At 41.9% G+C, this 22357-nt stretch carries 18 protein-coding genes; 1 reads left to right on the top strand and 17 read right to left on the bottom strand.

Translation table 11 applies throughout. The features are described 5' to 3' along the window. Positions 1 to 34: 34 nt before the first annotated feature. The 16 genes from ASG33_RS09825 to ASG33_RS09750 form a co-directional block, all read right to left on the bottom strand. Positions 35 to 1156, bottom strand: coding sequence for a glycosyltransferase (locus ASG33_RS09825; protein ID WP_056283763.1), 1122 nt, complete (start codon positions 1154 to 1156; stop codon positions 35 to 37). Next, entirely contained in the window at positions 1146 to 2252 is a 1107-nt protein-coding gene (locus tag ASG33_RS09820) for a glycosyltransferase family 4 protein (RefSeq protein WP_056283760.1), read from the bottom strand. The genes ASG33_RS09825 and ASG33_RS09820 overlap by 11 nt, the downstream gene beginning before the upstream one ends. Positions 2253 to 2276: 24 nt before the next feature. Next, positions 2277 to 3341 (bottom strand): glycosyltransferase, encoded by a 1065-nt coding sequence (locus tag ASG33_RS09815; RefSeq protein WP_082489172.1) that lies wholly within the window; start codon positions 3339 to 3341, stop codon positions 2277 to 2279. 57 nt (positions 3342 to 3398) lie between these two features. After that, positions 3399 to 4949: an O-antigen ligase family protein gene (locus ASG33_RS09810; protein ID WP_056283758.1), complete on the bottom strand. Its 1551-nt coding sequence runs from the start codon at positions 4947 to 4949 to the stop codon at positions 3399 to 3401. A gap of 1 nt (position 4950) precedes the next feature. Further along, positions 4951 to 6192: a glycosyltransferase gene (locus ASG33_RS09805; RefSeq protein WP_056283755.1), complete on the bottom strand. Its 1242-nt coding sequence runs from the start codon at positions 6190 to 6192 to the stop codon at positions 4951 to 4953. 80 nt (positions 6193 to 6272) lie between these two features. Then, positions 6273 to 7502: a glycosyltransferase family 4 protein gene (locus ASG33_RS09800; protein ID WP_056283752.1), complete on the bottom strand. Its 1230-nt coding sequence runs from the start codon at positions 7500 to 7502 to the stop codon at positions 6273 to 6275. 10 nt (positions 7503 to 7512) lie between these two features. Beyond that, a complete protein-coding gene (locus ASG33_RS09795) occupies positions 7513 to 8856 on the bottom strand; it encodes a flippase (protein ID WP_082489170.1) in 1344 nt (447 codons plus the stop codon). 62 nt (positions 8857 to 8918) lie between these two features. Then, on the bottom strand, positions 8919 to 11231 hold the full coding sequence (locus tag ASG33_RS09790) for a tyrosine-protein kinase family protein (RefSeq protein WP_056283747.1): 2313 nt from the start codon (positions 11229 to 11231) through the stop codon (positions 8919 to 8921). Between the two features lie 10 nt (positions 11232 to 11241). Beyond that, positions 11242 to 12018 carry a polysaccharide biosynthesis/export family protein gene (locus tag ASG33_RS09785; RefSeq protein ID WP_056286311.1) on the bottom strand — a complete coding sequence of 259 codons (777 nt, stop codon included), beginning with the start codon at positions 12016 to 12018 and terminating at the stop codon, positions 11242 to 11244. Between the two features lie 306 nt (positions 12019 to 12324). Further along, positions 12325 to 13050, bottom strand: a complete 726-nt coding sequence (locus ASG33_RS09780; RefSeq protein ID WP_082489169.1) for a sugar transferase — start codon at positions 13048 to 13050, stop codon at positions 12325 to 12327. Positions 13051 to 13087: 37 nt separating this feature from the next. Beyond that, complete coding sequence (locus ASG33_RS09775) at positions 13088 to 14101, bottom strand: VWA domain-containing protein (RefSeq protein WP_056283741.1); 1014 nt, start codon at positions 14099 to 14101, stop codon at positions 13088 to 13090. A 60-nt stretch (positions 14102 to 14161) separates the two neighbouring features. Further along, positions 14162 to 15046, bottom strand: a complete 885-nt coding sequence (locus ASG33_RS09770; RefSeq protein WP_056283738.1) for a hypothetical protein — start codon at positions 15044 to 15046, stop codon at positions 14162 to 14164. Between the two features lie 2 nt (positions 15047 to 15048). Further along, positions 15049 to 16062, bottom strand: a complete 1014-nt coding sequence (locus ASG33_RS09765; protein ID WP_056283736.1) for a Gfo/Idh/MocA family protein — start codon at positions 16060 to 16062, stop codon at positions 15049 to 15051. 158 nt (positions 16063 to 16220) lie between these two features. Next, complete coding sequence (locus ASG33_RS09760) at positions 16221 to 17327, bottom strand: glycosyltransferase family 4 protein (RefSeq protein WP_056283734.1); 1107 nt, start codon at positions 17325 to 17327, stop codon at positions 16221 to 16223. Between the two features lie 312 nt (positions 17328 to 17639). After that, positions 17640 to 18500, bottom strand: coding sequence for a glycosyltransferase family 2 protein (locus ASG33_RS09755; RefSeq protein WP_056283731.1), 861 nt, complete (start codon positions 18498 to 18500; stop codon positions 17640 to 17642). 72 nt (positions 18501 to 18572) lie between these two features. Next, a complete protein-coding gene (locus ASG33_RS09750) occupies positions 18573 to 19505 on the bottom strand; it encodes a hypothetical protein (RefSeq protein ID WP_056283729.1) in 933 nt (310 codons plus the stop codon). A 1112-nt stretch (positions 19506 to 20617) separates the two neighbouring features. On the opposite strand from ASG33_RS09750, the gene ASG33_RS09745 reads away from it, so the two are divergent. Beyond that, positions 20618 to 21811: a T9SS type A sorting domain-containing protein gene (locus ASG33_RS09745; RefSeq protein ID WP_082489168.1), complete on the top strand. Its 1194-nt coding sequence runs from the start codon at positions 20618 to 20620 to the stop codon at positions 21809 to 21811. Between the two features lie 43 nt (positions 21812 to 21854). On the opposite strand, the gene ASG33_RS09740 is transcribed toward ASG33_RS09745, so the two are convergent. Then, complete coding sequence (locus ASG33_RS09740) at positions 21855 to 22109, bottom strand: hypothetical protein (protein ID WP_157474682.1); 255 nt, start codon at positions 22107 to 22109, stop codon at positions 21855 to 21857. Positions 22110 to 22357 lie beyond the last annotated feature (248 nt).

The raw sequence follows: 22357 nt of genomic DNA, 5'->3' as shown, positions 1-22357 counted from the left end.
TTTATATAAGCTTGATTGTTATGTGTTAAGTATTTTATGACGGGTTTTTTGCAATAGCAGTTTTCAGAATATCCCTGATGTTGGTTTCAAAAGTTTCCAGTCTGAAATGCTGTTCAAATCTTGCCTTTGCTTCCCGGCCCATTGCTTTTCTGAGTTCGGGATTTAGTATCAGGACTTCCAGCTTGTCGGCTAGTGCAGTAACATCTTTTTGAGGAACCAGATATCCTGTTTTTCCATCAACAACAATATCAGGAATGCCGCCTTCCGGACATGAAACCACGGGAATTCCGTGTTGCATTGCTTCGAGATTTACAAGCCCGAAAGTTTCGTAATGGTAGAATGTCGGGAAAACAAAAATGTCGGAATTATTGAAGAAAGCTAATTTGTCCGCATTGTATTTGGGGCCATGACCAAAAACCCTATCTTCTATTCCAAGCTGCTTTACTTTATTCTTGAAAGATTCCTCTGATACATCCGACCAGGCACCCACAAAATTGCATTCGAATGACAGGCCGCGTTCTTTTAAAATCTTGCAAGCTTCCATCAATATATATACACCCTTTTCCTCCATCATATTAGAAAGGAATAACAGTTTGCATGGACTGTCAGGCACATTGGCAGCTGCAACTGGTTTCATTAATTCGGTACTTTCCGGAATACCATATGCACAAACAAATACATTGCTTTCTTTCGCGTAATTCTTAATATCAGAATACAGGAATTTGGATATCAGAATGCTGAATGTATTATTGAAGGCATATTTATATAGCGTATTGTTAAGTCTTGTTTTCTCTGACGTTTCTACACCTTTGTTGTGGAAATGATAAATGATCTTTTTTCCGAATAGTTTGCAAATAGCAACGATCAGCATATCCTTATAAAACCCCGGCCCGCTTGCATTTAGTGTAAGATAACAGAGATCATAATTTTTCCTGAGTAGGGCACTGATCACACGATATTGAATGCGCAGCAGTGCACCCAGTTTTTTAAAACTTCCTTTTCCCGATTCCTTTAAATGCGTGGACGTGGAAAGATTGATATACTTTGTGTCAAATTCGTTATTAATTAATGCGCTGTTATGAATGAATGTACCAGCCATTGCTGCGCCATGTACGGGAGGTGGTATATGTAAGACGAATAGAATACTAGATTTCATAAGTGGAGGTCATTGTATTTTTAGGTAATGTAAATGAAACGGCGTCCAGGATTCCTTGCGCTGCCTGGAAGTGATTGTAAGACTGAACTTTCCTGACAGCGCGATCAGAAAATTGCTGGATCAGATTTTCGTTGGATAATAATTTCTCAATGTGCTCAGCCCAGATTTTTACATCTAATGGAAGAATGTACCCGTTCTCGCCATTAATTACGAGATCGTCAGCTGCACCTGCATTGCTACATGTAATGACGGGTGTACCACTGGCGCAGGCTTCATTTGCAACAATTCCCCAGGGATCATGAAGTGTGGGAAAGAGAAATAGCTTTGCCTTCGGATAGCAGGAGTAAAGCGATTGCTGGTCCAGGAAACCGGTAAATACATAATCAAGTTTAAGCTCGTCCATTCTTGCGAGAACAGATTGTCTGAGAGGTCCGTCGCCTACCAGCAATACTTTGAGTGCCGGACGCGTTTTCTTTAATTCACTGGCAACTTCAATAAAGAAGTCGGGCATTTTCCTTGCTATCAGTTGACCTGAAAACATGATATCATATTCTCTGCTTTTAATTTCAGGTGATTTGAACCGGCTGTTGTCAATGCAAAGTGTACTTTTAAAAATTGCATTCTCATTTACGCCGTAACTTTTAAATAGCTCAGCCGAACCATTACTCGGTCCGACGAATGCTTTGGTAAATGGAAATATAAATCTCCTGACCAGCTTATGGAAAATGGAATAATCCTTTTCTGACTGGTAGGTGCCGTCCAGGGAAACGATTAGTTTACGTCCTCTTAATAATGCCCAGATTACACCGTAAAGCATCGTTGGATTAAAACCTGTAATCAGTACAATATCCGGGTCCAGGTTATTTAATAGTGGCCAGACATTCAGATTATTATGCTTGAATGTCTTCGACTTTTCTTTTAGAAAATACTTCTCGTAATTTCCATAATCAAGTTTCCAATCCCGGTTGGGTTCCAGTTTAGCGCAGTATATTACACTGTACGAAATCGAAGAATACTCTCCCAATATCTCGTGCATTCTCTCCCGGTATGGAGCAGGAACATTCGTCAGGTAAACAAGTTTGGTTTTCTTTTGCATAAGGTATTATTGATTTAGGAATGATCAGATTGCGGCCCCCTTCATTCTGATCATACTCGCAATATCTGCGGACAATAAATTCAAATTGTATTTTTGCTCCACAAGCTTGCGTCCGTTTGTGCCCATTTGTATAGCGACTTCCTGATTATTGACTAAATAATCAATTGCATTCTGCCAGCCTTGCACATCACCGTACCCCACTTTAATACCAATCTGCTCTTTTTCAACATCAATCGGGAAATACGGATTATCAGAGGTGATAATAGCCTTCCCCAATGCCATCGCTTCGAAGAGGGATGTTAGTCCAACTGTGTAGTCACGCTCCTGACAGCAAATGGCCATACCATAGCTGTTCAATACCTCTTTTGCCAGATATTTGCTATTAGACGAATCTCCATTCATAATTTGTATTCTGATGTTATCTGCGTCGCCATATCTGGAAAGAATATCCTGATTATTCATGTTTCCATGAACTTTTGAAGTATATATTTTCAATACTTGACCAGATGCGCGAAACGCTTCTATTAAAGTTGGGAAGTCCCTGTTTTCGCGCCCATTTGAACAGAAGTATAGTTCATTCGATTTGCTGTCAGCAACCGCATTTGCGGATTTGACGTGATCAAAGTAGTCGAGGTCAGGTCCCCAATGCTTCAGTAATAATTTGTGTGGTTTAATTACACCGGCTCGGATTGATTCATCTATGTGCATCTGACTGAACATGAACATTATATCAACACCGCTGTAATATTGTTTTAATAACAGCCTGACAAGCTTATTGCGCGATTGCATAACCGCTCTGTGCTGCCATATCAATATCGGATTTTTATAAAACCCGATACTGCGAAGGAGGATCAGTAATTCTAGGCCGTTGGCAGTTGAAGCATACAGGACGTTATTTGCGCTCTTGTCGGTTAGGATTGAGAATGCATTCCGAAACATCCTGATCAGCCGATTTCCGAGTGACGAATCAATATAGTATTCAACCTCAAAACCATGTGATTCAAGCTTTGATGCGCCATATAGATAATGATGAGGAATATGGTTTATGTCCTCAGGCGAAAAAAAACGATGATAAAACTTTACTTTCATGACTTGAAGAATCTAATACGTACCGTCCTTTCAACGTTTTTCCTTGACTTATGCTGATTATCTCTGTGACAAACTCTCATTTACAAGATCCTCGATCATCACTGCATTACTGATCTTGTCTTCTGTGGCAACCAGAAACGTACTGTTTTTCAGAAGCGTTATAACTGAATTATAGATTGCCAGGAACAATAGTGTCAAAAGGAAATAATTAGCATCTCTGATAAACTGAATTTTGAATTGATTGATTAACAAAAAAGTAAACAGGAGATTAAACCCTAGTAGAATGTCTATGGCAAAGAGATTGTAATGCTGCAATCTGAAATAAAGTTGGTATCCACGGAAAAGACTAATTACAAAAAGAGCAAGGAATATAAAGCCGCCGAGATACCCCCAGGTAACAATCACACTCATATACAGATTGTGATAATCAGGAATAATATCGTCGCCGGTTTTGTCAAAATGTACTTTGATATATTCGAGCCTTTTTGTGAAATATCCTTCACCAAAAAAGAAGTTACTTCTACCAGCTTTCTTGATGCCATAAGCGAAAATTCCGCCCCTGTTGATTTCTTCACCGCTCAGGATTTTCTCTAACGTCAGATTTTTCATGTCGACGTTCTCGCTCCTTTTAGAGAAGACGTCAAAATCAATCCACCCGGCATTTGCATTCACAACCGCAAACGCAGAAGCAAGCACGGTACCGTAAAGTATGACTCTCATTTTGAGTCGTTTGTTCAGGAATACGCCTGTAAGAAGTGCGACAACTGGCAGCAGCAATACGGAAGAGCGCGTGCCTGAAAAGATGATTGATAAAATCCCCGTGAAGATGATCGCGAAGCAGAAGAAATAGAATTTCTGCCCATATGCCTTGGACGATCCGCTTAGCACGGATGGTAGTACCAATGCGATCAACGAAATGGAATACTCCGCATAAAACTCAAAGTTATTGAGAACACCATTGCTTCTGAGAATGCCCATTTCAAATTCTGCTTCTGCATTAAGGCTTGGAAAGAACTCAAATGGGGATGCAAAAAATTCGTATTTCTGATTGATGGAAACAACAAGATTGTAGAAGAAGAAAATACCCGCTATTTGAATGAACTGCTTCAAATCCGAGTAGTTCAGCTGAATTTTTGATGCGTAAAGGAAAAGAAATAACAGGTTTGCAAATATCAATACTGCGGTTACTTTCGCTGCGAACCCCGTATTGTTATTTAGCAGGCTAAGGATCTGAATTACCGCGAGCGCCGCGAGCAAAAAGACCAACAATCTACCCAGTGAAGAGGGTGCAGACAAGGAATTTTTAAAAAAAGACAGATAGGTAATAAGGGAGATTGAAGCCACCAAATTATAAATGCCCCCGTTTTCATAACCGAACATGAAATGGTTACAAATGAAAAGCTGAAACAGGAAAAGGGGATACTTGTTCCTGTACAGGGAGTCGAAAAACAGTCCGCCAATAATCAGTAGCGATAATGCCATTACAGGAGCCGGATATCTGGCAAATGTAAATTGCCCCAATACCATCATAATCGCCAGTTTTCCCATAACGAAAATCAGCGAATCTGCCTTGGGCTGTACCGAGATATTGTTGGCTATATTTTGCATATCAATCTACCAGTACTTGTGACATTTTCCTGTAAAGTGTCAGGTAGGATTTGGCTTGTCTTTCAAGACTAAACTTTCTTCTGGCATCTAATGAAATAGCTTCGTGATCAAGTGAGTTAATTTCGTTGATGCATTTTATGAAGGCATTGTGCAGTCCGGCAGCAGACAGCTCACCAGATAAGTAGCCGTTGTAGCCATTAAAGATATGATCTTTCATGCCCCCCACTGAAAATGCCACAACCGGGGTACCGCATGCGAGGCTTTCCAGCATTACATTAGGCAGATTATCTTCGCGGCTTGGAAGGAGGAATATATCTGCCGCGCTGTAAATCTCACTAAGCAGCATTTCTGAATGAATACTACCTAAATATTTTACGCCAGGTAATTTCTGACCACTTTTGATATTTCCTACAGCTACGAATTCGCAGATTTCTGTTAACATCCAATCGGCAGTCAGGTTTGCTAGAAGGTCAAATCCCTTTCTTGGATTTCCAATACTTTCAGACACAAACAATACCGTTATTTTTTCAGAATCAAATCCAAATTTGCTTTTCAAGTTTGATTCTGAACCGTTCTTATTATTGAATAGTGATGTATCTATTCCATTTGGGATGTGCTTGTGCGAAAACCGGCCAAGTATTTGTGAGTCAGACGCCTCTGACATCATCCATTTGGAAGGAGAGACGACCGTCAGGGAGTCACTTGGCAGTTGTTCAAGGGCTTTTAATTTGCATTGATATTGTTCATCATTTACATCAAAAAGAATATCCCTGTTTCTGATATCATCATCTTTATAATGGAAGCCACCCTGAAACGCATTCATATCGTGCTGTGTCCATATGACCGGCTTGTTTATTCTCTTAAAGAATGAGTCATAGTCCAAGAAATTGGCTACCCAATGAAGATTAATGACATCGCATTCTTCTACAAGCGGGTGATTAACAAGCTCGGTAAATGAAGTTTTCGCAAATGAAAAGTAGTCGAACTCACCGTCGAATTTCCTTTGACGATTATCATTGTAGTGTTCAAGAGTAACAGGGAATCCTAGTTTTTTAAGAACCCGTTGGAATAAAACGAAGTATTTATTAGTCTTTCTCAACGGATACACCTCTGGTGTATCGGTTCGTTTTTCCAGGACCAACATTTTGCTTTCAACTCCTAAACTTAGCAGGCCTTTGTGTAGTCGGACTGCGGCAGTACCTGCACCGCCGTTATCAAAACATGAAATGTGAAGGATTTTCATAAGAGGGCTTTTTTTTGGTATTGTAATTAGGAATTCAGCTACCTGCTTTACAAAGCAATTATTTGGTGTTCCAAATAATTTTAAGAGTAGAAGATTTCGTGTCTATATATCTTTCGCAAAAGATAGTTTGATATCCTCTGCGTTTTTGCATGCTGAAATTTTGCCCACAACAGCCCGCTCACAATTGATTTCCTGAACGAATGAAATTGCTGAATTGCTGGGAGAGCATTTATATTTACTTCCGTATTGAGCTGTTTCTCTGACAGCATTTGCAATCCTTTTTTAGCTACTGCGATGTAGTCGTAGTCTCTAATGATTTTTTCTCTTCCCTGTGCGCCAAATCGCTGACGTAAAGCGCTGTCCAGGAATAAAGTTTTGGTGTATTGAAAAAGCTCTTCCCGCGAGTTGGCACAAAAACCGCCGATGCCGTGGCCGATTGTTTCCACTTGTGAATTATCAGACCAGGGTGTATTCAATGCGACAACCGGTGTTTCGCATAATAATGATTCGGCTAATGCGTATCCGAAGCTTTCTCCCTGGCTGCTGATGTGTACAAAAACATCAATTGTGGAATAGCATTTTGACAATTCAGAATCACCTGCGATTGCGTCGATATTAATGATCCTGTGACCAAGGTTGCGGGCATACGCATAAGTGAGCAGTTCTTCTTTCGCGTTGACAAGAACAAGGTACGTTTGATCATTCACTTCTTGCAAAAAACGCTCCAATAGTTGGATCAGGTAATGCGACCATTTTCCGTAGTGTCTTTGTCCGATTCTGCCAATGATAAATGCGTTTTCCGGAATGCCGTATTTATTTCGGAAATCATTCTTCTCCTTTTGAGACGCTTGTTTGAATTGCGCTGTTTTTACCGGATTAGGTACGATGACGCTCTTACTTTTTGAACCGCCGCGGAGCAGATATAAATAGCGGCACCATTCCGAAAGTTGAAAGCTAAATTTTAATATGTCTTCGGGATAGGAGGAGGGTTCACTGAATACGTTGGTTTCAACAAAGTCTGCCAATGGACAGTATTCCTTCAACGCAAGTACTTCGTCACATGCAAGCGAATGCGAATGCAGGTGTACAATATCGGGCTGCCAGGTTTTGATATGTTCAACAAACTCTTTTGTCAGGCCAATAAAATATGGAATGTCAAGAGCTTGCAGTTCACGTTCGCGAGGTCCGCCGGTTTGCATTGCCAGCAATTGACTCTCAAATCCGAGGATCTGATATGCTTCACAAAAGTTCTGCGCAGCCCTTTGCGTGCCACCTTTGTCTAAGTCGTAAACTACTGTCAGGATCTTCATTGCGAATACTTTAAATAAACTTTCTGATTTTTTCTGTTTTGATAAACAGCAGCGCTTCGAGCCGGAGGAAGAAAATCCCCCGTTCATTTGGAATCAGAAAGCCGAAAATGAAAAGCGACATGTCAGCGATCAACGTTCCCATTGAAGCGCCAACGATATCATATCTTGGAATCAGGAGAATGTTGACAAGAATGTTTATGCCGGCTATAATAAGTTGTCTGAAAAGAATTGTTGAGTTCTTATTCAGCTTTTGAAGGATCGTGCTGGTTACAATATTCAGGAATGTAAATGGAATCGACCATATCAGAATATTTACAACTGCGATACTGGCTTCGTACTCTGCACCATAAAGCAGTTTCACTGCGAATCCTGAAAATACATTCACGAATAATCCTAAGAGCGCAAGTGCAAGAAAGATGTAGCGAAGCATCGCCACCAGTTTACCGCGTTCTTTATCAAGGTCCATTTCGATAATTTTCGGATAAATGGACTGACTTATCAGCATAGGAATGAAATTGAATATCTCGGCAAATTTCACTCCCACTGCATAGTAGCCGACACTCGTTTCATTTATGTAGCTTTTAAGCATTACCTGGTCAATTCTCATTCCTATGGAAATTGAAATGCTGCTGAGTATCAGTGGCCAACTGTCTTTCAACAGCGACATTGCTACATTCGTATCAAATCTCCATTTGAGGATTTCAGTCTTATTTTTTCGATAAAAACAGATCAGTCCAATAGCCGATACGAATGTTTCAACCACTACGATAACGGCAAACACTTCCACGGAAGCTTCTAAAAAAAGGAAAAGGAGCTTCAATAATGTGGATACAAGTAGCACGGTAAAATTGACGTATACTACAAACCTGGATTGAACCTTTGACTGGAAATAAAAGTCGATTACGTTCACACTTTGAAAGATGGTGGACGCAGAAGTTATCATTACAATCAACTTGGTGTACGAATCTGTGGGGATTACATTTATGGTAATCGCCAGCAAAGCCATTACTGCAAATGCGCCCACCAGTTTCATGACAAAGGCAGTCCCAAGCAGCAAATTCTCATTCACTGTTTTGTTCACCAGCTCTCTGATGACAATATTGTTCAGCCCAAGCGTTGCCAATGCGCCAAATAACCCGACTAAGCTTTGTGCATAGTTGAGTATCCCGAAATTGGCAGGACCCAGATAGCGCGCGACCCAAACACCCACAAACAGCCCCACGGCCATTCGCAATATCTGTTCGCTAAATAGCCATGACGTATTGAAGGCATATTTTCGGACAGTGGGATTATTGATCAGAATGCTAATCTTACTGACAATACCTGAAACCGATTTATCGATTGTGTTACGCATTAAGCCTTGTAAATAGTCGACGTTGAGAATTATTCTTTCGAATTGAATTGTTGGCTCACACCTTACCGATAATATGCCGTATCATATTTATATCCATATCCATGTTTCCGTCTGTTGATTCCATTGAATATGATATTCATGTTTTTAAAGTTGCTGTCTTTGATCAGCTCTTCAATAAAGGCCAGCTCGTTTTTTGACGTGAAGCCCTGACGGATGATATACATCGTTGCTTCGCTCAGATAATCAATGATAAGTGCGTCAGATACAAGGTGTACAGGAGGCGTGTCAATAAGAATGTCGTCGAATTCCTGCTTCAGGTAATCGATCAGTTGTTCGATTCTTCCATTTTCCAGAAGTTCCGATGGATTTTCTGGTATTTCTCCGCATCCAATCACATACAAATTACCGGCTTGCTTAGTAACCTGAATGATTTCATCTTCCATTACTTCGCCTTTCAGATATTCAGAGATGCCGGGATGATTTGTTGGTAATTTAAAAAGAGAAGCAATTTTCGGTCTTCGCAGATCTAATTCCAGGATGACTGTTTTCCTGTCTGACGCAGCAAGCGAAATGCCCAGGTTACTTACGGCAAAGCTCTTCCCTTCACCGGCTACGCTCGACGTGAATAATGTAACTCTCCCTTGCTGTTCGTTACTGTGGATATTCTGAAGTCTTGTTCGTAATGCCCTGAATTGTTCAAGAATTAAGTGATTGTTTTTATTACGTGAGATCAGCGGTTCCTTGCCTTTTTGGTGGGATATTTCACTTATTACAGGAATGGAAACATTACGTTCGATTTCATTTCTGTTATTAATTCGCCCTCTCAAAATGCCAATTCCAAAAATGAAGCCTGCGGGAACAATAAAGCCGATTAGCAGAGCTGCTACGAGGGCCAGTGATTTTTTTGGGGATTTGGGAACATCTGAATAAGCGCTCTCTACAATTTTCGCATCATTTAAAGTAGAGGCATAGCTCAATGCGATTTCTTCCTTCTTTTGAAGCAGGTATACATACAAGTTTTCCTTTATCTCTTGCTGCCGCTTGATACTTGTGTATTGTCTCTCCTGACCAGGTATATTCTTAATTGATTTCTCGAATTTGTAATTATTCCCCTGCAGTTGCGCCTTGGTTGTCAGGAGTGATCCTTTAATTGCACGAACATTTGCACGAATCGCCGCCTCCGTTGCATTGATCTGTCGGTTAAGAGGTTCAAAAATAGGATTCTCTTCCGGGGTTGTAGCTAGTAGCCGGTTTTTCTGCAGGTGAAATGCGCTGAGTTGTTCAACCAGATTCACCAATCCTGGATCAGAAATGCCGAGTGTTGCAGGAGGATTTCCGGTATTGCTGTTGGAAGCAACATACCGTTCTATCCCCGATATTACATCAAGTTGCACATTAACATCATTCAATCTGGTGTCATTCGATTGAACGTTTTGCAGGAAGACTTTTGCTTCTGATGAAATATCCGTTACGCCTCGGCTGCTCTTAAATCCTTCAACACTTTTTTCCACACTTACCAATTCGCCGGTTAAAGATGATAAGCGATTGTCGATGAATTTAAGTGTGCTCATCGTAATTCTGTTCTTGTCTTCCAATGCAGATTCATTGTAAACCCGCATTAAACTATTAAGTATATCCTTTCCTCTTTCAGGAAGGTTATTGTCAATAGTAAGCTGAACAACAGGAGATAATTTATTGACCAGGGAAACAGAAATGCCTTTCTGATAATCTGCAACTGCCTTTTCAAAAGGTGTAAAACTGATTGTGATCTGCTTACCAATGTAATCCTGTACAGCCGGATTTTTAACAAGCTTCCATTTGAAGTATGGCGTAGCAACTATGTCTTTGAAGTTGGCAGTGAGTGGTTTAGGTCCTAATCCTGTGATAATGTAACTGTTTTTGTCTTGTATCGATATTCCAATTTTCTTTGTTAGCAGTGAATCTTTTTCTCCGGATATATACTGAAAAGAGAACGGGCCATTTTTATACAGCTCCTGGCTCCCCAATGTTTTCTTCTCAGTATACGTCACCCATAATTTCAGATCGTTAACGACTTTCCCTATCAGTTCCCGTGACTTAAGGACCTCCATTTCATTTTCAACTGTCTTTGGCTTTTCGTATACATTCAGCTTTTCCAGTGGAGTCTTTTCTATGCTTGCATTTTTCTCGTCTTTGATCAGAAGCTTCGCTGTTATCTCGTAAACAGGAGGAGTTGTTTTGATATACAGGAACGCAATGGCAAGCGCGATACATAAGCTCAGGACAAATACCGGCCAGTAGAAAAGGCATTTGGTCAGCAATTCTGAAAAGCTTTGTGGCTGCGTTTCACGAACAGTATTCGGAGCGGATACAATAACGATTGGTTCCTTATTCATGAGTTTGCTTTTAAAGCTGAGTAATAACGATAGCGATAATAGAAAGTGCTGATAACACCAGGCTCGCAGTTCGGTAGCTCCGGTCAACAGCAGCAAACTTTGTTCGCTCGGGTTTTACGTAAATGATATCGTTGTTTTTGAGGTAATAAAAGGGTTGGTCGAATACCTTTTTTGATGTAAGATCAATGGGATAATATTCTCTTTTTCCATCCCGCTCGCGAATGAGCACAATGTTTGTTCTGTTGGCAGTAATGTTCAAATCTCCTGCCATACTGATCGCTTCTATTACGGTAATCCGTTCCTTTTGGACATTGTAATTGTCGGGGCGAAGTACATCACCCAGCACAGATATCCTGAAATTCAGAAGGCGGATATTGACCACAGGTTCTCTTAAATAAGTGGTCAATCTCTTCGTCATATTTTCCCTTACCTGAGCCGTAGTCAAACCTGCTACTTTAAAGGATCCGATCAATGGAAGCTGGATATTTCCGTCCTTATCAACCAGATAACCCAAAACAGGATTGCCATTTGAATTATCAAAATTGTTACCGTTTACCCGTCCCAGATTGTAATTGAAAATAACGGAAGCTTCGGGATTAAGACTGGTCACATTGATCCCCAATATATCGTCAGTTTGAACCGTCAAAGAAGTGTAGTTTGCAACAGTATCCACCGACGGCAGCGCCTGGTTCAAATCTTTAAAGTAAGGCACATTTTTATAAGAGCTGCACGATGCGAAAAATAGCATGAGCAATACAGCAGCGAGCCAGGATTGTAAATTTTTCATCTGATCATTTTTAGGCATGTAGGAGGATTCGCAGTTTCGGCGCCTATTTTCGAAATGCTTTTGGCAGTGTGAAGTATATAGTAGTTGTGTCGAAGGAGAGGAGCATACGTTGAGTAGATTTAATTTTAGGTCGAAATTATACACTGAATCAAGGCAACTATTTTTTTTGTGGCGAGTGCCTGCAAATGTTGTGGTGAGTTTTGTGAAATCAGTGGTTACAAAAATGCTGGAAACTGATATTCAGGTCATACTAGCGAAATAGTCCTTTCGAGGTGTTGTATAGATTCCTGGAATTGCCTGACGCGCTTATCTTCCCTTGCCTGTTAACACAACCTGGATAGTAAGCCAGATCAGATAAAGATCTGTTGTGAGACTGTAGATATCCAGATAAATGATATCGTATTTTAACCGTTTCAGGTTTTCGGCTGCATTAGTCGCATATCCCACCTTGATCTGGCCAATGGAAGTAATGCCCGGCCTGAGCGTGAGCAGGCGTTGGAAATCGTGGCTTGCCTGCGCCATCAGCATGTCCACATCTACCTGATGCAGGGGTCTCGGGCCTACTACCGACATTTCACCGATCAGTACATTCAGGAATTGCGGTAGTTCGTCCAGACGAGTTTTTCTCAGAAATTTTCCTATCGGCGTGATTCTCGGGTCCATCTTTCCCAGTGAATGCGTCAGATTGTACTTGGCAGAATCGGTGTACATTGTCCGGAACTTGATAATGCGAAATGGTTTACCCCAGCGCCCGGTACGCGTTTGAAGAAAGAACACAGGGCCCCGGGAGGAACATTTGACCATGATCATCACGAGCAGGAAAAGTGGTACTCCGCACAGCATCACCGTGAGTGAAAATGCGATGTCAAAAACGCGTTTGACAAAGTCTTCCCAGTCTTCTGATTTGCGTCTTTCAGCATAATCGATGGTAGCATGACTTCCATGTTGATCAACCTTGAAATGATTGGAAAACATCATCAGAAAGGTCCGGTCAGGCAATTTCGGGAACGTGAGTATAAATCGACTTTTCATATTTAATTATTTAAGGGCTGGAGGGAAACTTCGTAACTCAGATGCTTTTAAACTGTAGTTTGAAAACCAACTCGATCGGTGCGGATAATTGGCTGGTGTTTCTGCTGTAAGTAAGGTTATAGGTGCTAAGTACAGACGATGCAATTCTTTGGAAAGCGGTGTTCAGTTCGCCGGTATTTTTCCCTATTAATGATATTCCACCATTCTGGGTAAGGTTTTTTAGCACGTTTTCGTCGGGGCTGTACGTCGGGTGGCCTTTTAAGCCTATGGTATAAGAGGATACTCTTTTCCCTTTCACGGGTGCACTGAGCCTGTTTTTAACATAGTCAATGCTTTGATAAAGCTGGGCATCGGTCCAGGAGTTGTTCAGTCCGTCTGTGAAAGTCACCAGCGCCATTGCTTCGGCGTCAGAATCTGTAAGCAGCGACAAGCCTTTATCAACAGCCTGGTAGAGCTTTGTCTCGTTTCCGCCGGTCTTGCTTTGGATGAAAGCTTTCGCAGCAGTAAAGTCTGAGCTTAGCTTGAATGTTTCGATCACATCAGAAAATACAACCAGCCCGACTCTGCTTTTGGTCTTTTGGTGAGCCGCAATCTGGTCAATAAAGTCGCTTGCCTGCTGCTTCACAATAGCCTCATTAGCTCCAAGAGATTTACCAATATCGAGCACCAGTACATAGTCCAAGGTGTTGACCGGATTGGAAGTAAGTTTATTGTCCAGATCCCTGAGCGGTGTCCCATTCACGATCTCGAATGTTTCGGTGTTCTCCGCCAAAATCTCATAAGAAATCCCTTTTTCTACGAGGCGCACATTCGACAGGCTCACACAAGCCATCGATTTTTCGCAATTGGTTGACGGAGTAAAGCCGAAGTTGGGATCGATTTGCAAGCGGGAGCCAAGATCTTCTGATTGGAACTTCAAAGAAGGTACTCCATTGGGGTTGTGATAAGTTGCCCGGAACTCGATGAAATTCGGATCGGCAACAACTTCTTTGTCTTTTTTACATCCGCTCAGCAATATGGATACGAATGCTAGTGTCAATATCAATCTCATAGGTGCTTGGTTAAATAAATGTCACCCGGGCCTGAGAATGCGGCCCGGGTAAGACTCTCGTCAGGCTATTACTTCCATTGACTCTCCGGTCAGGCTGTACTCGTTAATCAACTCTACTGTCTGCTCTATGTTAGCAGCTGACGAGGCTCCAAACAGGATGGATTCGATGTTGGGCAGGCTGCATACATATTCAATCGCTTCTTTGGGATGTATCGCACCTCCCGCCAAAACCTGCATAGCCATCGCTCTTACCTTTTTGGTCCTGAGCACTTCCTCATAAACTTCTCTCCCGCCTGACATACGGAAACCAACTTTATTGATAGAGCTGCAAATGATAGGATTGGTAATGCCATTTGCTTCTAACACAGACAAAAGCTTCGGCATATTCATTGTAATATAACCTGCTTCTGCCCCGTACTTCTTCTTCACGTAGCGGTGGAATGCGACGAGGATATCGTTCATTCCCAGACCAAGCAGCAGGTCCGTGATTACGTTCTGTAAAAAGATCACCGGCGTTTGGATACCCTTGAACATCTTCATTTCCGAGTCGATGAGGAGCTCCATGATCGAGATGTAATCCTTTGACAAAAAGGCCAGTCCGCCTTTGAACAATGAGCCCACAAAGTTACCCGGAACAAAGTGCTTTAACGTTCCCGCATAGCCCATTTCCGTCACCGCATTGGCATACTTATGTGCATAAGGCATGCAGGGGTAAATCTTAAAATCCTGGTACTTCGAAGGGTTTTTGCGGATATGGTCGCAAATGTTTTCTATGCGGTCGTGGGTCGTGCACATGAAAGTGTTGATGCCGCTTTCAATGGCAATGTCCAACGTTTTAATGATCGCACGATCTTCTTTGAACTTGATGGATTGCGCGCGTGATTTTTCGTCTGAAATATGGTTAACGGCGAAGAATTGATTATCTCCGAAGATGATTCTGTCCATGATTAATTAAGATTGCTGCTTTTGATCATTGAAATAACATTGTCGGTATACCAGGCACTTTTGAAGTTGTTGATCACATTCGGTACCTGACGCTCAATGGCGCTGATGAAATAGTCGATCTGTGAAGAGTACTCTTCTCCACGCAAATAGAAATCGACCGAGTCGGTCAGGTCTGTAACGTACTTCACATTCCAGCCTTTCGAATATCCTTCGGGGAAGTCGTTCGTTTTGAAATATACTTTCAACTCGTTGGCGTCGCAGATGATCTTGCCTTTTTTTCCCTGAATTGTAATAGAGGTCGACATTTTACGGTAAGTCTCATCACTCCAGTTTACCGAAAGCACGCCATTCACACCCGAGTTTACTTCGAGAATACAGTACACGGCGTCCTCTACATTCTTGGAGTAAATCGATTCCAGCATCGTCCCTTTTACACTCGTGATGTTGCCTAAAAGGTAATTGATCAGATCAATAACGTGTGAAGCGTAATCCATCAGACAGCCACCGCCTTCCGCCGGATCTGCGCGCCAGTTGTCCTGTTTTTCGCGGATAACAACAGGTCCGTAAGACTCACCTGTAAAGTGATATACTTCCCCGAGAACGCCCAGGTCCAGCAGTCTTTTTACTTCTCTGAATGTCCCGATGAACTTGTTGTGGTAACCTACCTGGTTAACAACCGCCTTTTCTGCTGCCAGTGCAACGAGCGATTTTCCTTCCTCTGCAGTGAGACAAAGGGGCTTTTCAGCGAAAACATGCTTGCCGCTTTCAAGTACTTTGCGCACCATGGTAGCGTGGAACTTGGTTGGCACCGATACAAAAACCGCGTCCGCGTTCGTCTTCGCAAGCATTTCTTCGTAGTTCGAAAAGCAAGGGAAGGAAGAATATTTTTCAAAAACGTCGAGTACCATTTTCGAGGTATCACTCACCCCTACAACTTCAACATTCGGATGTGCCCCTAAGATGGATAGATGAGATATTCCCATCTTGCCGGCACCAATCAATGCAACTTTTACCATAACTATTTTTTGATGAGTTTGAGATAGATGATCAGTAGAAAAGGTTTTTATTAAAAGTTTTAATTTTCGATAGAATGTAAGTGGAGGTCGAACGTAATCCTATATACGTAATCATAAAATTTGTATTCTGATTGATGTTTAGATCTGTTAAATATTGATCAGATTTCATGGTAAGTTCCGGCAAACGTGTTCGGAACAGTGTGCATAACCGCATCTATTACTCCCTGCGCGGCCTGGTTGTGATTGTAGATCCGTACACGTGACAATGCATTATTGGCGTATTGCTGGATCCGATCCGGATTATTCAATAGTGTCGCAATTTGTTCAACCCAAACATCCTCGTCCAACGGAAGAATAAGCCCCGTATGCTGATCGATAACCAGATCATCCGCCGCGCCTGCATTAGCGCAGGTGATTACGGGCGTGCCGCTCGCACAAGCTTCATTCGCCACAATTCCCCAGGGATCTTGCAGGGTAGGGAAGAGGAATAATTTGGACTTGCTGTAACACGAAGCAAGTGAATGCTGGTCGAGAAATCCTGTAAAAACATAATCCAGTCCCTCTGAATCGAGCTTATCCAACACCGGTTTACGAAGGGGCCCGTCGCCTACCACCAGTATCTTGATCCCAGGGTAGACCTTGTTAAGCCGGCAGGCTACCTCTGCAAAAAAGCCGGGCATTTTCCGTTCGATCAGCTGACCGGAAAACATAATGTCAAATTCCCGGTCCTTAATGGGGGAAGAGGAAAATCTGTTGTTATCAATGCAGAGCGTGCTCTTGAATATATCGCTGTCCTTAATCCCGTAACTCCTAAAAAGCTTGGCAGAACCGCGGCTAGGCCCTATAAATGCATTTGTAAAAGGGAAAATGAGCTTTCTGACCCATTTGTGAAATATAGAGAAATCTTTCTCCGAATCGTAAGTCCCGTCAAGGGACACGATGAACTTACATCCTTTAAGCATTGCCCAGATAAAGCCGTAGAGCATTGTAGGATTAAACCCTGTAATGATCATCACATCCGGCCTGATTACATTAAGCAGCGACCACACGGAAGGGTTATTATGCTTGAATGTTTTAGATGCTTCACTTAAAAAATACCTTGCATACTTTCCGTAATCCAGTTTCCATGAGCGGTTTGGTTCAAGCTGTGCGCAATATACCACGGTGTATGAAAATGCACTTTCCTGTTCAAGTAATTCATGCATTCTCTCCCGGTAAGGTGCGGGAACATTGGTAAGGTAAACAACATGTATTTTCTTCTCCATTTTGAGGGCTTCGTGAGCTTCGGGCAAAGTAATTGAGCTTTGATAATTGAGGAGTTCATTTCAACGAATGAAGCCTCAATAGTGTGAGCTGCTGGTTAATTATTTCGTGCAGATTCTTAACTGGTGTGCTTAAATCAGGTGTGACCCAAATGGGTTGTGAATTAGAATCGGTCTGTTGAGTGCTGATTTCGTAATCTAAGTTACCATTGGTAATTTATAAATCTATTCTTTTGTGGTCAAACCCGAATCTCGTGGGGTTATCTTTTGAATCAAAGGGGTTACTTTATCGGGATAATTAGAATAAAAATTAAATCAGTTCGGTCGGGCCTTTAAATTTTCCCAAATAAATGGAAACAATGTTTTTAGCCATAGCTTACTAAATGCAAAAGGATAATATACCGGGAAGTGATCACGTATAAAACCGAGATATTCGTGGTATGCCAAACCTTTCGGGCTCATTAAATACTTGATTCTTTCTGAAAGGGTTGTATTCTGTCCGCGCCAGTTATTACCGTGGTCATCAGTACATTCACCTAAAACGCCTGGTGCGACAACTACTGAAAAGCCGGCTTTTTTTGCCTTTAATGTATAATCGTAATCAGCAATTCCATGTGTAAAATGATCGGATAATATCCCGACTTTTTGTACAACTTGTGCAGGTACCAACATGATATTTGCGTTTCCGAGATCACATTCCACAGCTTCTTTTGAACTGAATACCTGTACGCTCTTTATAGAGAAATGAGATGTGAGTTTTTTTCCTCCATAAGATATCTTCTGAGAAACAGCGTCCATTGTGCTGCCGATGCAAATGCCTGCTGCGCCGAATTTCTTCCGGGTTGTTTCAGCACATTTCAAGAGTGTATCAAGCGCATCCGGAAATAAAATGGTATCGTCATTAACCAGGAGGTAATAGTCGAAATTTCCCTCGGACGCGCGTCGCCATGACTTTCTCATTCCACCTGCCCAGAACAAGGTACCTGTTCCTTTCAATAGCTGAACTTGCGGAAACGATTGTTTTACAGCCTCCGCAGTTCCGTCAGACGACAAGTCGTCGGTCAGGAAAGTAGATAGCTCAACATCATTGTTAATGTCCTGACTATAAAGGCTCTTTAAGCAGCCGAGTGTCTTGTCTTTTCTGTTGTAGGTGGTTAATAATACCGCAATTTTCATTAGTACACAGGAAGTTAGAGGGTAATTGTTTTTATTAATCCTTACTATACAGGCAGTACACTGTTATTACTCTCACGCATTCAAATGCAACATATTCTTGACCCTGTTCATGATGCGGATGCGCATCGGGGGTTTTCTCATGAATCTTTTCTTGGCGTGGTGGCGCTCATATTGGGTGTTAACCGCCAGCTGCACCTGCGAGCCGGTATTTTGCCAGGGCCACGTTTCGCAAAAATGATCTTCCGTTTTTTCACCGCTGGAATGAACACCTTCCAGTCCGATATTACTTACCAGATTGACATTAGGAACCACCGATAATCCATAGTTCAGGAAAAGAGTGTATTGCCATTGATAATCCCAGGTACTCTTCTTTTCCTGGATATACACTTCGTTAAATCTGTCGTACCAATAGCGCGCAATTTTACTGTCGCCGAATAATGCCTGCACTTTTCTCTGATTCTTCATTTCAGGAAGTTTCTCCATCCAGAAATCATATTTATTCCAGGCCCTTTTCCACGTTGCCCAGCCCCAGATATGTCCTATTAAACTGAAAAAGTGATCAGATTGGCCCATTGCAAATTCGCCGTTCCACCGGGTACCTGACACGTGCATGACACGATCATTGTTGTGGTACTTATCCAGCATTACTTTGCAGAAAGAGAAAAAAGAAGGATGCGGTAAACAGTCGTCTTCCAGTATGATTAACTTTTCATTTGTTTCAAACGCCCAGCTGATTGCTGATGATACTCCCATTGCGCACCCCATATTGGTATCAGCAAACCATTTTTCAACCTGACAATCCCAATTAATTTGTGAATCGTCGAACAAGCTTCTGCACGCTTCCACCAATTCGTTTTCTTCGGGCTTTTCTATTCTTGCCGCATCTGAGAATATGTAAAGTTTTGAAGGTTTTAGCTTCCTGATTTGTGCAAAAACATGACAAGTTGTTTCCGGCCTGTTAAATGTGATGAGCAGGACAGGGACATCAAATACTTTTTTACTCATTACGAATCAATCATGAATAGTTAATAATGGGAATTCATTTATAATGCCGAGCTGATTTTCGCTTGCATTGCATTTACTTACAATTTCTTTTGCATTTCATTAATCGAGCGTAATAAGTATCTCTGATTGATGGTGCATACGCAACCACTATTTGATATTATATATAATGGAAGTGTGCATTACAATTTATATTAATGTCATTTAAACTTCCGGTTTTCTGATAGGATTGAAACGGCATACCAGTAACATTGAATACCCTTTTGATCGGCTACTCTTATGATTAATGGAAGTTTATAGGTGTCAGCGTATCATACAGTCTGGAAATATTACCTGCCTCGCTGTATGATGATTGATATTTAAAGAGAGTGTGCTTGATAGAGTACCGATCAACTTGCAGAAGGTCGGTTGGTTTACGAAATCTAAATTAGTAGAAAGCGGAACCAGATTTTCAATTTTGGGGCGATACCCCGTGTATTATGTGGTCAGTTTGATGAAAAGTGGGGTTACATAAAATCTGCTTTTTTGAAGCTTTAAAGGCGTTTATTCTACATTTAAAACCACTTTTTGGAAAAATGAAAACGTTGACAAAATCAAATCTAATGCATCTGAAACTTGTCAGGATTACATATAATATTTGATACATTCAAAAAGCTTTCGCGTTTTAGATAGTTGTCTAACGTAATGCGAAATACTTCGGTGATTTAGTTTACTATATAGTTCTTTCAGGCAGACCTAACTATTTTTTGCGCTCGCTACAAGTCACCGGAAGTTGCAGCTGTTTATTGGAGTTTGGAACAAGCAGCCACTCCCCGTGATAAATGTGGTCTAATTTCTCACTTCTTATTTTGTCTCTCTGTATCTACTGGTTGTGCCACCCTGCAATTCATCCGCTTTCACTGCCCTACAAGAATGCGTTGATTTATCCATTCAGGACAAAATCCAGGACTTCACGGTATCAAAGCTTCCCAAAAACCGACCAAATCACGCCAAGGCGAAGAATTTAGTGTGAAATTGTCGCTTAAATAGTTGCAGGCGTATGTAGAAATACTTTCTTTGCGATAGAATAAAATTTATACGATCGGATATAAACTCTACTCTACTGCAAATTAATTATGACACAACTATACAAGTTCTTTTCGCCGCTAGTGCTGAGTACGCTCATGCTGTTTACGTTGGATGTTTCAGCACAAACCGGAAATGGTATATCTACGCACAGAGGCACTCAGATCGGACTGGTTACCTTCGGGCCTGACGTGGAGACCGGCGTACTGGGAGAGGATAACTTTGTAGATGGTTATGTTAAAAAGCTGGGTACAAGCGAGTTTGTATATCCGGTCGGCGGCAATGGCTCTTTCCGCCCGTTTGCGGCTGCCGCGCCAGGAACAGCCGGTGCCTATTTTCCGGAGGATCCGGGCTCAGATAAAACACGTGAACTGTTCAATGAGGGACCTTTCAACACCCTGATAACCGATCCTGCCACAAGCGCGGTCAGTAACCGCGAATACTGGGATATCGACGGCTCGGCAAGCACAAAGATTACTTTGACCTGGAATGCAGGCAGCGAAATCAATGCGTTGCTGGCAGGCAAAGAACTCAGCAAGCTGACAATCGTCGGCTGGTCTGCTGGCAAGTGGGTCAAAGTGCCTTCCAGCGTTGATAATGAGTCTGTTTTGGGTGGAACCAGCTCACTTACAGCAGGTTCTATAACGACTAGCGAAGAATTTACACCCGATAATTTCAGCGTTTACACCCTCGGGGTAGTGGCAGAGGGATCTTTGCCTGTTACGCTTGCAAGCTTTCATGTGAAGGCGGCCGAACAATCGGCAGTGCTGGACTGGGTTACTTCCGCTGAGATAAATAGCAGCCACTTTGAAATAGAGCGCAGTACGAATGGCAAACAATGGGCGCAAATCGGTACACTAGCTGCTGCAACGGGCACCAATCTGAATACAAATTACCAGTTTGTTGATCAGCATCCATTGCCCGGCATCAATTTGTACCGCCTGAAAATGGTTGATCTGGACGCATCATTTTCATACAGCCAGATCAGGGATCTTCAATTTGGCCTGAATACAACCGCATTCATTTACCCAAATCCTGCCTCCGGGAAAATTCACTTTAATGGAATAACACAGAATACCCTGAAAGAAGCCACATTGATGGATTTGAACGGCAAACCTCTGGTCAGGACCGGCAACATCGCAGGCGGACTCGGGATTGCGGATGTTCCGCAAGGCAGTTATGTTGTTAATCTGAGATTCAACAATGGAACAGCGAAGTCACTGTCCGTTGTTGTTGAGAAATAGTATTTGCCTGACGATGAGGATTTTATGCTATCAATTGCGCCCGTTAACCATAAAGCTGCGCCCGTTTTAATTTCAGTTTAAGCGTTTTCAGTTCCACTGCCTGCTGCAATAGCAACTCAGTACGTTTTTTCTGTAACCTAACCTTGTAACGCTGCATTTGTAAATGCTGCTTTCTGACCAGCAGCGCCTTATTGATATACCCCGCCTGGTCGGCTATTGCTTCCAGTCTCTTGAAGTGACGGTGCGAAAGCCGTTGTTTTTTTTCTTCTGCATCATGATCGTAGGCAGACACTTGCATTTGGTGCTTCCTTATTAATTCGATTATCTCTCGTTTGATGTCTCCCTCGCTTAGCATTAGTTCTACATTAATTTAGTAACTATTTTAATTACAACTAATTAATTATCAGTGGGGTAAGTTTTCAAAAGCGACCGACAAAAAATTGTGCCCGGATAGGCTCAAATGTTGATATATTGAAAAGAACAGGAAAAAGGAGATTGTAATTAGATTCAGTAGTTTCCTCTGGTAATGGTGCTTTTTTGCAAAAT

The sequence above is a fragment of the Dyadobacter sp. Leaf189 genome (genome assembly GCF_001424405.1).
Taxonomy (GTDB): domain Bacteria; phylum Bacteroidota; class Bacteroidia; order Cytophagales; family Spirosomataceae; genus Dyadobacter.
This window is presented reverse-complemented; position numbering and strand designations above follow the sequence as displayed.

Coding starts and splice junctions, on each gene's coding strand:
- ASG33_RS09740 (WP_157474682.1), bottom strand. CDS start 22,109: ATGCAAGTGTCTGCCTACGATCATGATGCAGAAGAAAAAAAACAACGG.
- ASG33_RS09825 (WP_056283763.1), bottom strand. CDS start 1,156: ATGAAATCTAGTATTCTATTCGTCTTACATATACCACCTCCCGTACAT.
- ASG33_RS09800 (WP_056283752.1), bottom strand. CDS start 7,502: ATGAAGATCCTGACAGTAGTTTACGACTTAGACAAAGGTGGCACGCAA.
- ASG33_RS09750 (WP_056283729.1), bottom strand. CDS start 19,505: ATGAGTAAAAAAGTATTTGATGTCCCTGTCCTGCTCATCACATTTAAC.
- ASG33_RS09765 (WP_056283736.1), bottom strand. CDS start 16,062: ATGGTAAAAGTTGCATTGATTGGTGCCGGCAAGATGGGAATATCTCAT.
- ASG33_RS09790 (WP_056283747.1), bottom strand. CDS start 11,231: ATGAATAAGGAACCAATCGTTATTGTATCCGCTCCGAATACTGTTCGT.
- ASG33_RS09780 (WP_082489169.1), bottom strand. CDS start 13,050: ATGAAAAGTCGATTTATACTCACGTTCCCGAAATTGCCTGACCGGACC.
- ASG33_RS09795 (WP_082489170.1), bottom strand. CDS start 8,856: ATGCGTAACACAATCGATAAATCGGTTTCAGGTATTGTCAGTAAGATT.
- ASG33_RS09820 (WP_056283760.1), bottom strand. CDS start 2,252: ATGCAAAAGAAAACCAAACTTGTTTACCTGACGAATGTTCCTGCTCCA.
- ASG33_RS09775 (WP_056283741.1), bottom strand. CDS start 14,101: ATGAGATTGATATTGACACTAGCATTCGTATCCATATTGCTGAGCGGA.
- ASG33_RS09785 (WP_056286311.1), bottom strand. CDS start 12,018: ATGAAAAATTTACAATCCTGGCTCGCTGCTGTATTGCTCATGCTATTT.
- ASG33_RS09815 (WP_082489172.1), bottom strand. CDS start 3,341: ATGAAAGTAAAGTTTTATCATCGTTTTTTTTCGCCTGAGGACATAAAC.
- ASG33_RS09770 (WP_056283738.1), bottom strand. CDS start 15,046: ATGGACAGAATCATCTTCGGAGATAATCAATTCTTCGCCGTTAACCAT.
- ASG33_RS09755 (WP_056283731.1), bottom strand. CDS start 18,500: ATGAAAATTGCGGTATTATTAACCACCTACAACAGAAAAGACAAGACA.
- ASG33_RS09805 (WP_056283755.1), bottom strand. CDS start 6,192: ATGAAAATCCTTCACATTTCATGTTTTGATAACGGCGGTGCAGGTACT.
- ASG33_RS09760 (WP_056283734.1), bottom strand. CDS start 17,327: ATGGAGAAGAAAATACATGTTGTTTACCTTACCAATGTTCCCGCACCT.
- ASG33_RS09745 (WP_082489168.1), top strand. CDS start 20,618: ATGACACAACTATACAAGTTCTTTTCGCCGCTAGTGCTGAGTACGCTC.
- ASG33_RS09810 (WP_056283758.1), bottom strand. CDS start 4,949: ATGCAAAATATAGCCAACAATATCTCGGTACAGCCCAAGGCAGATTCG.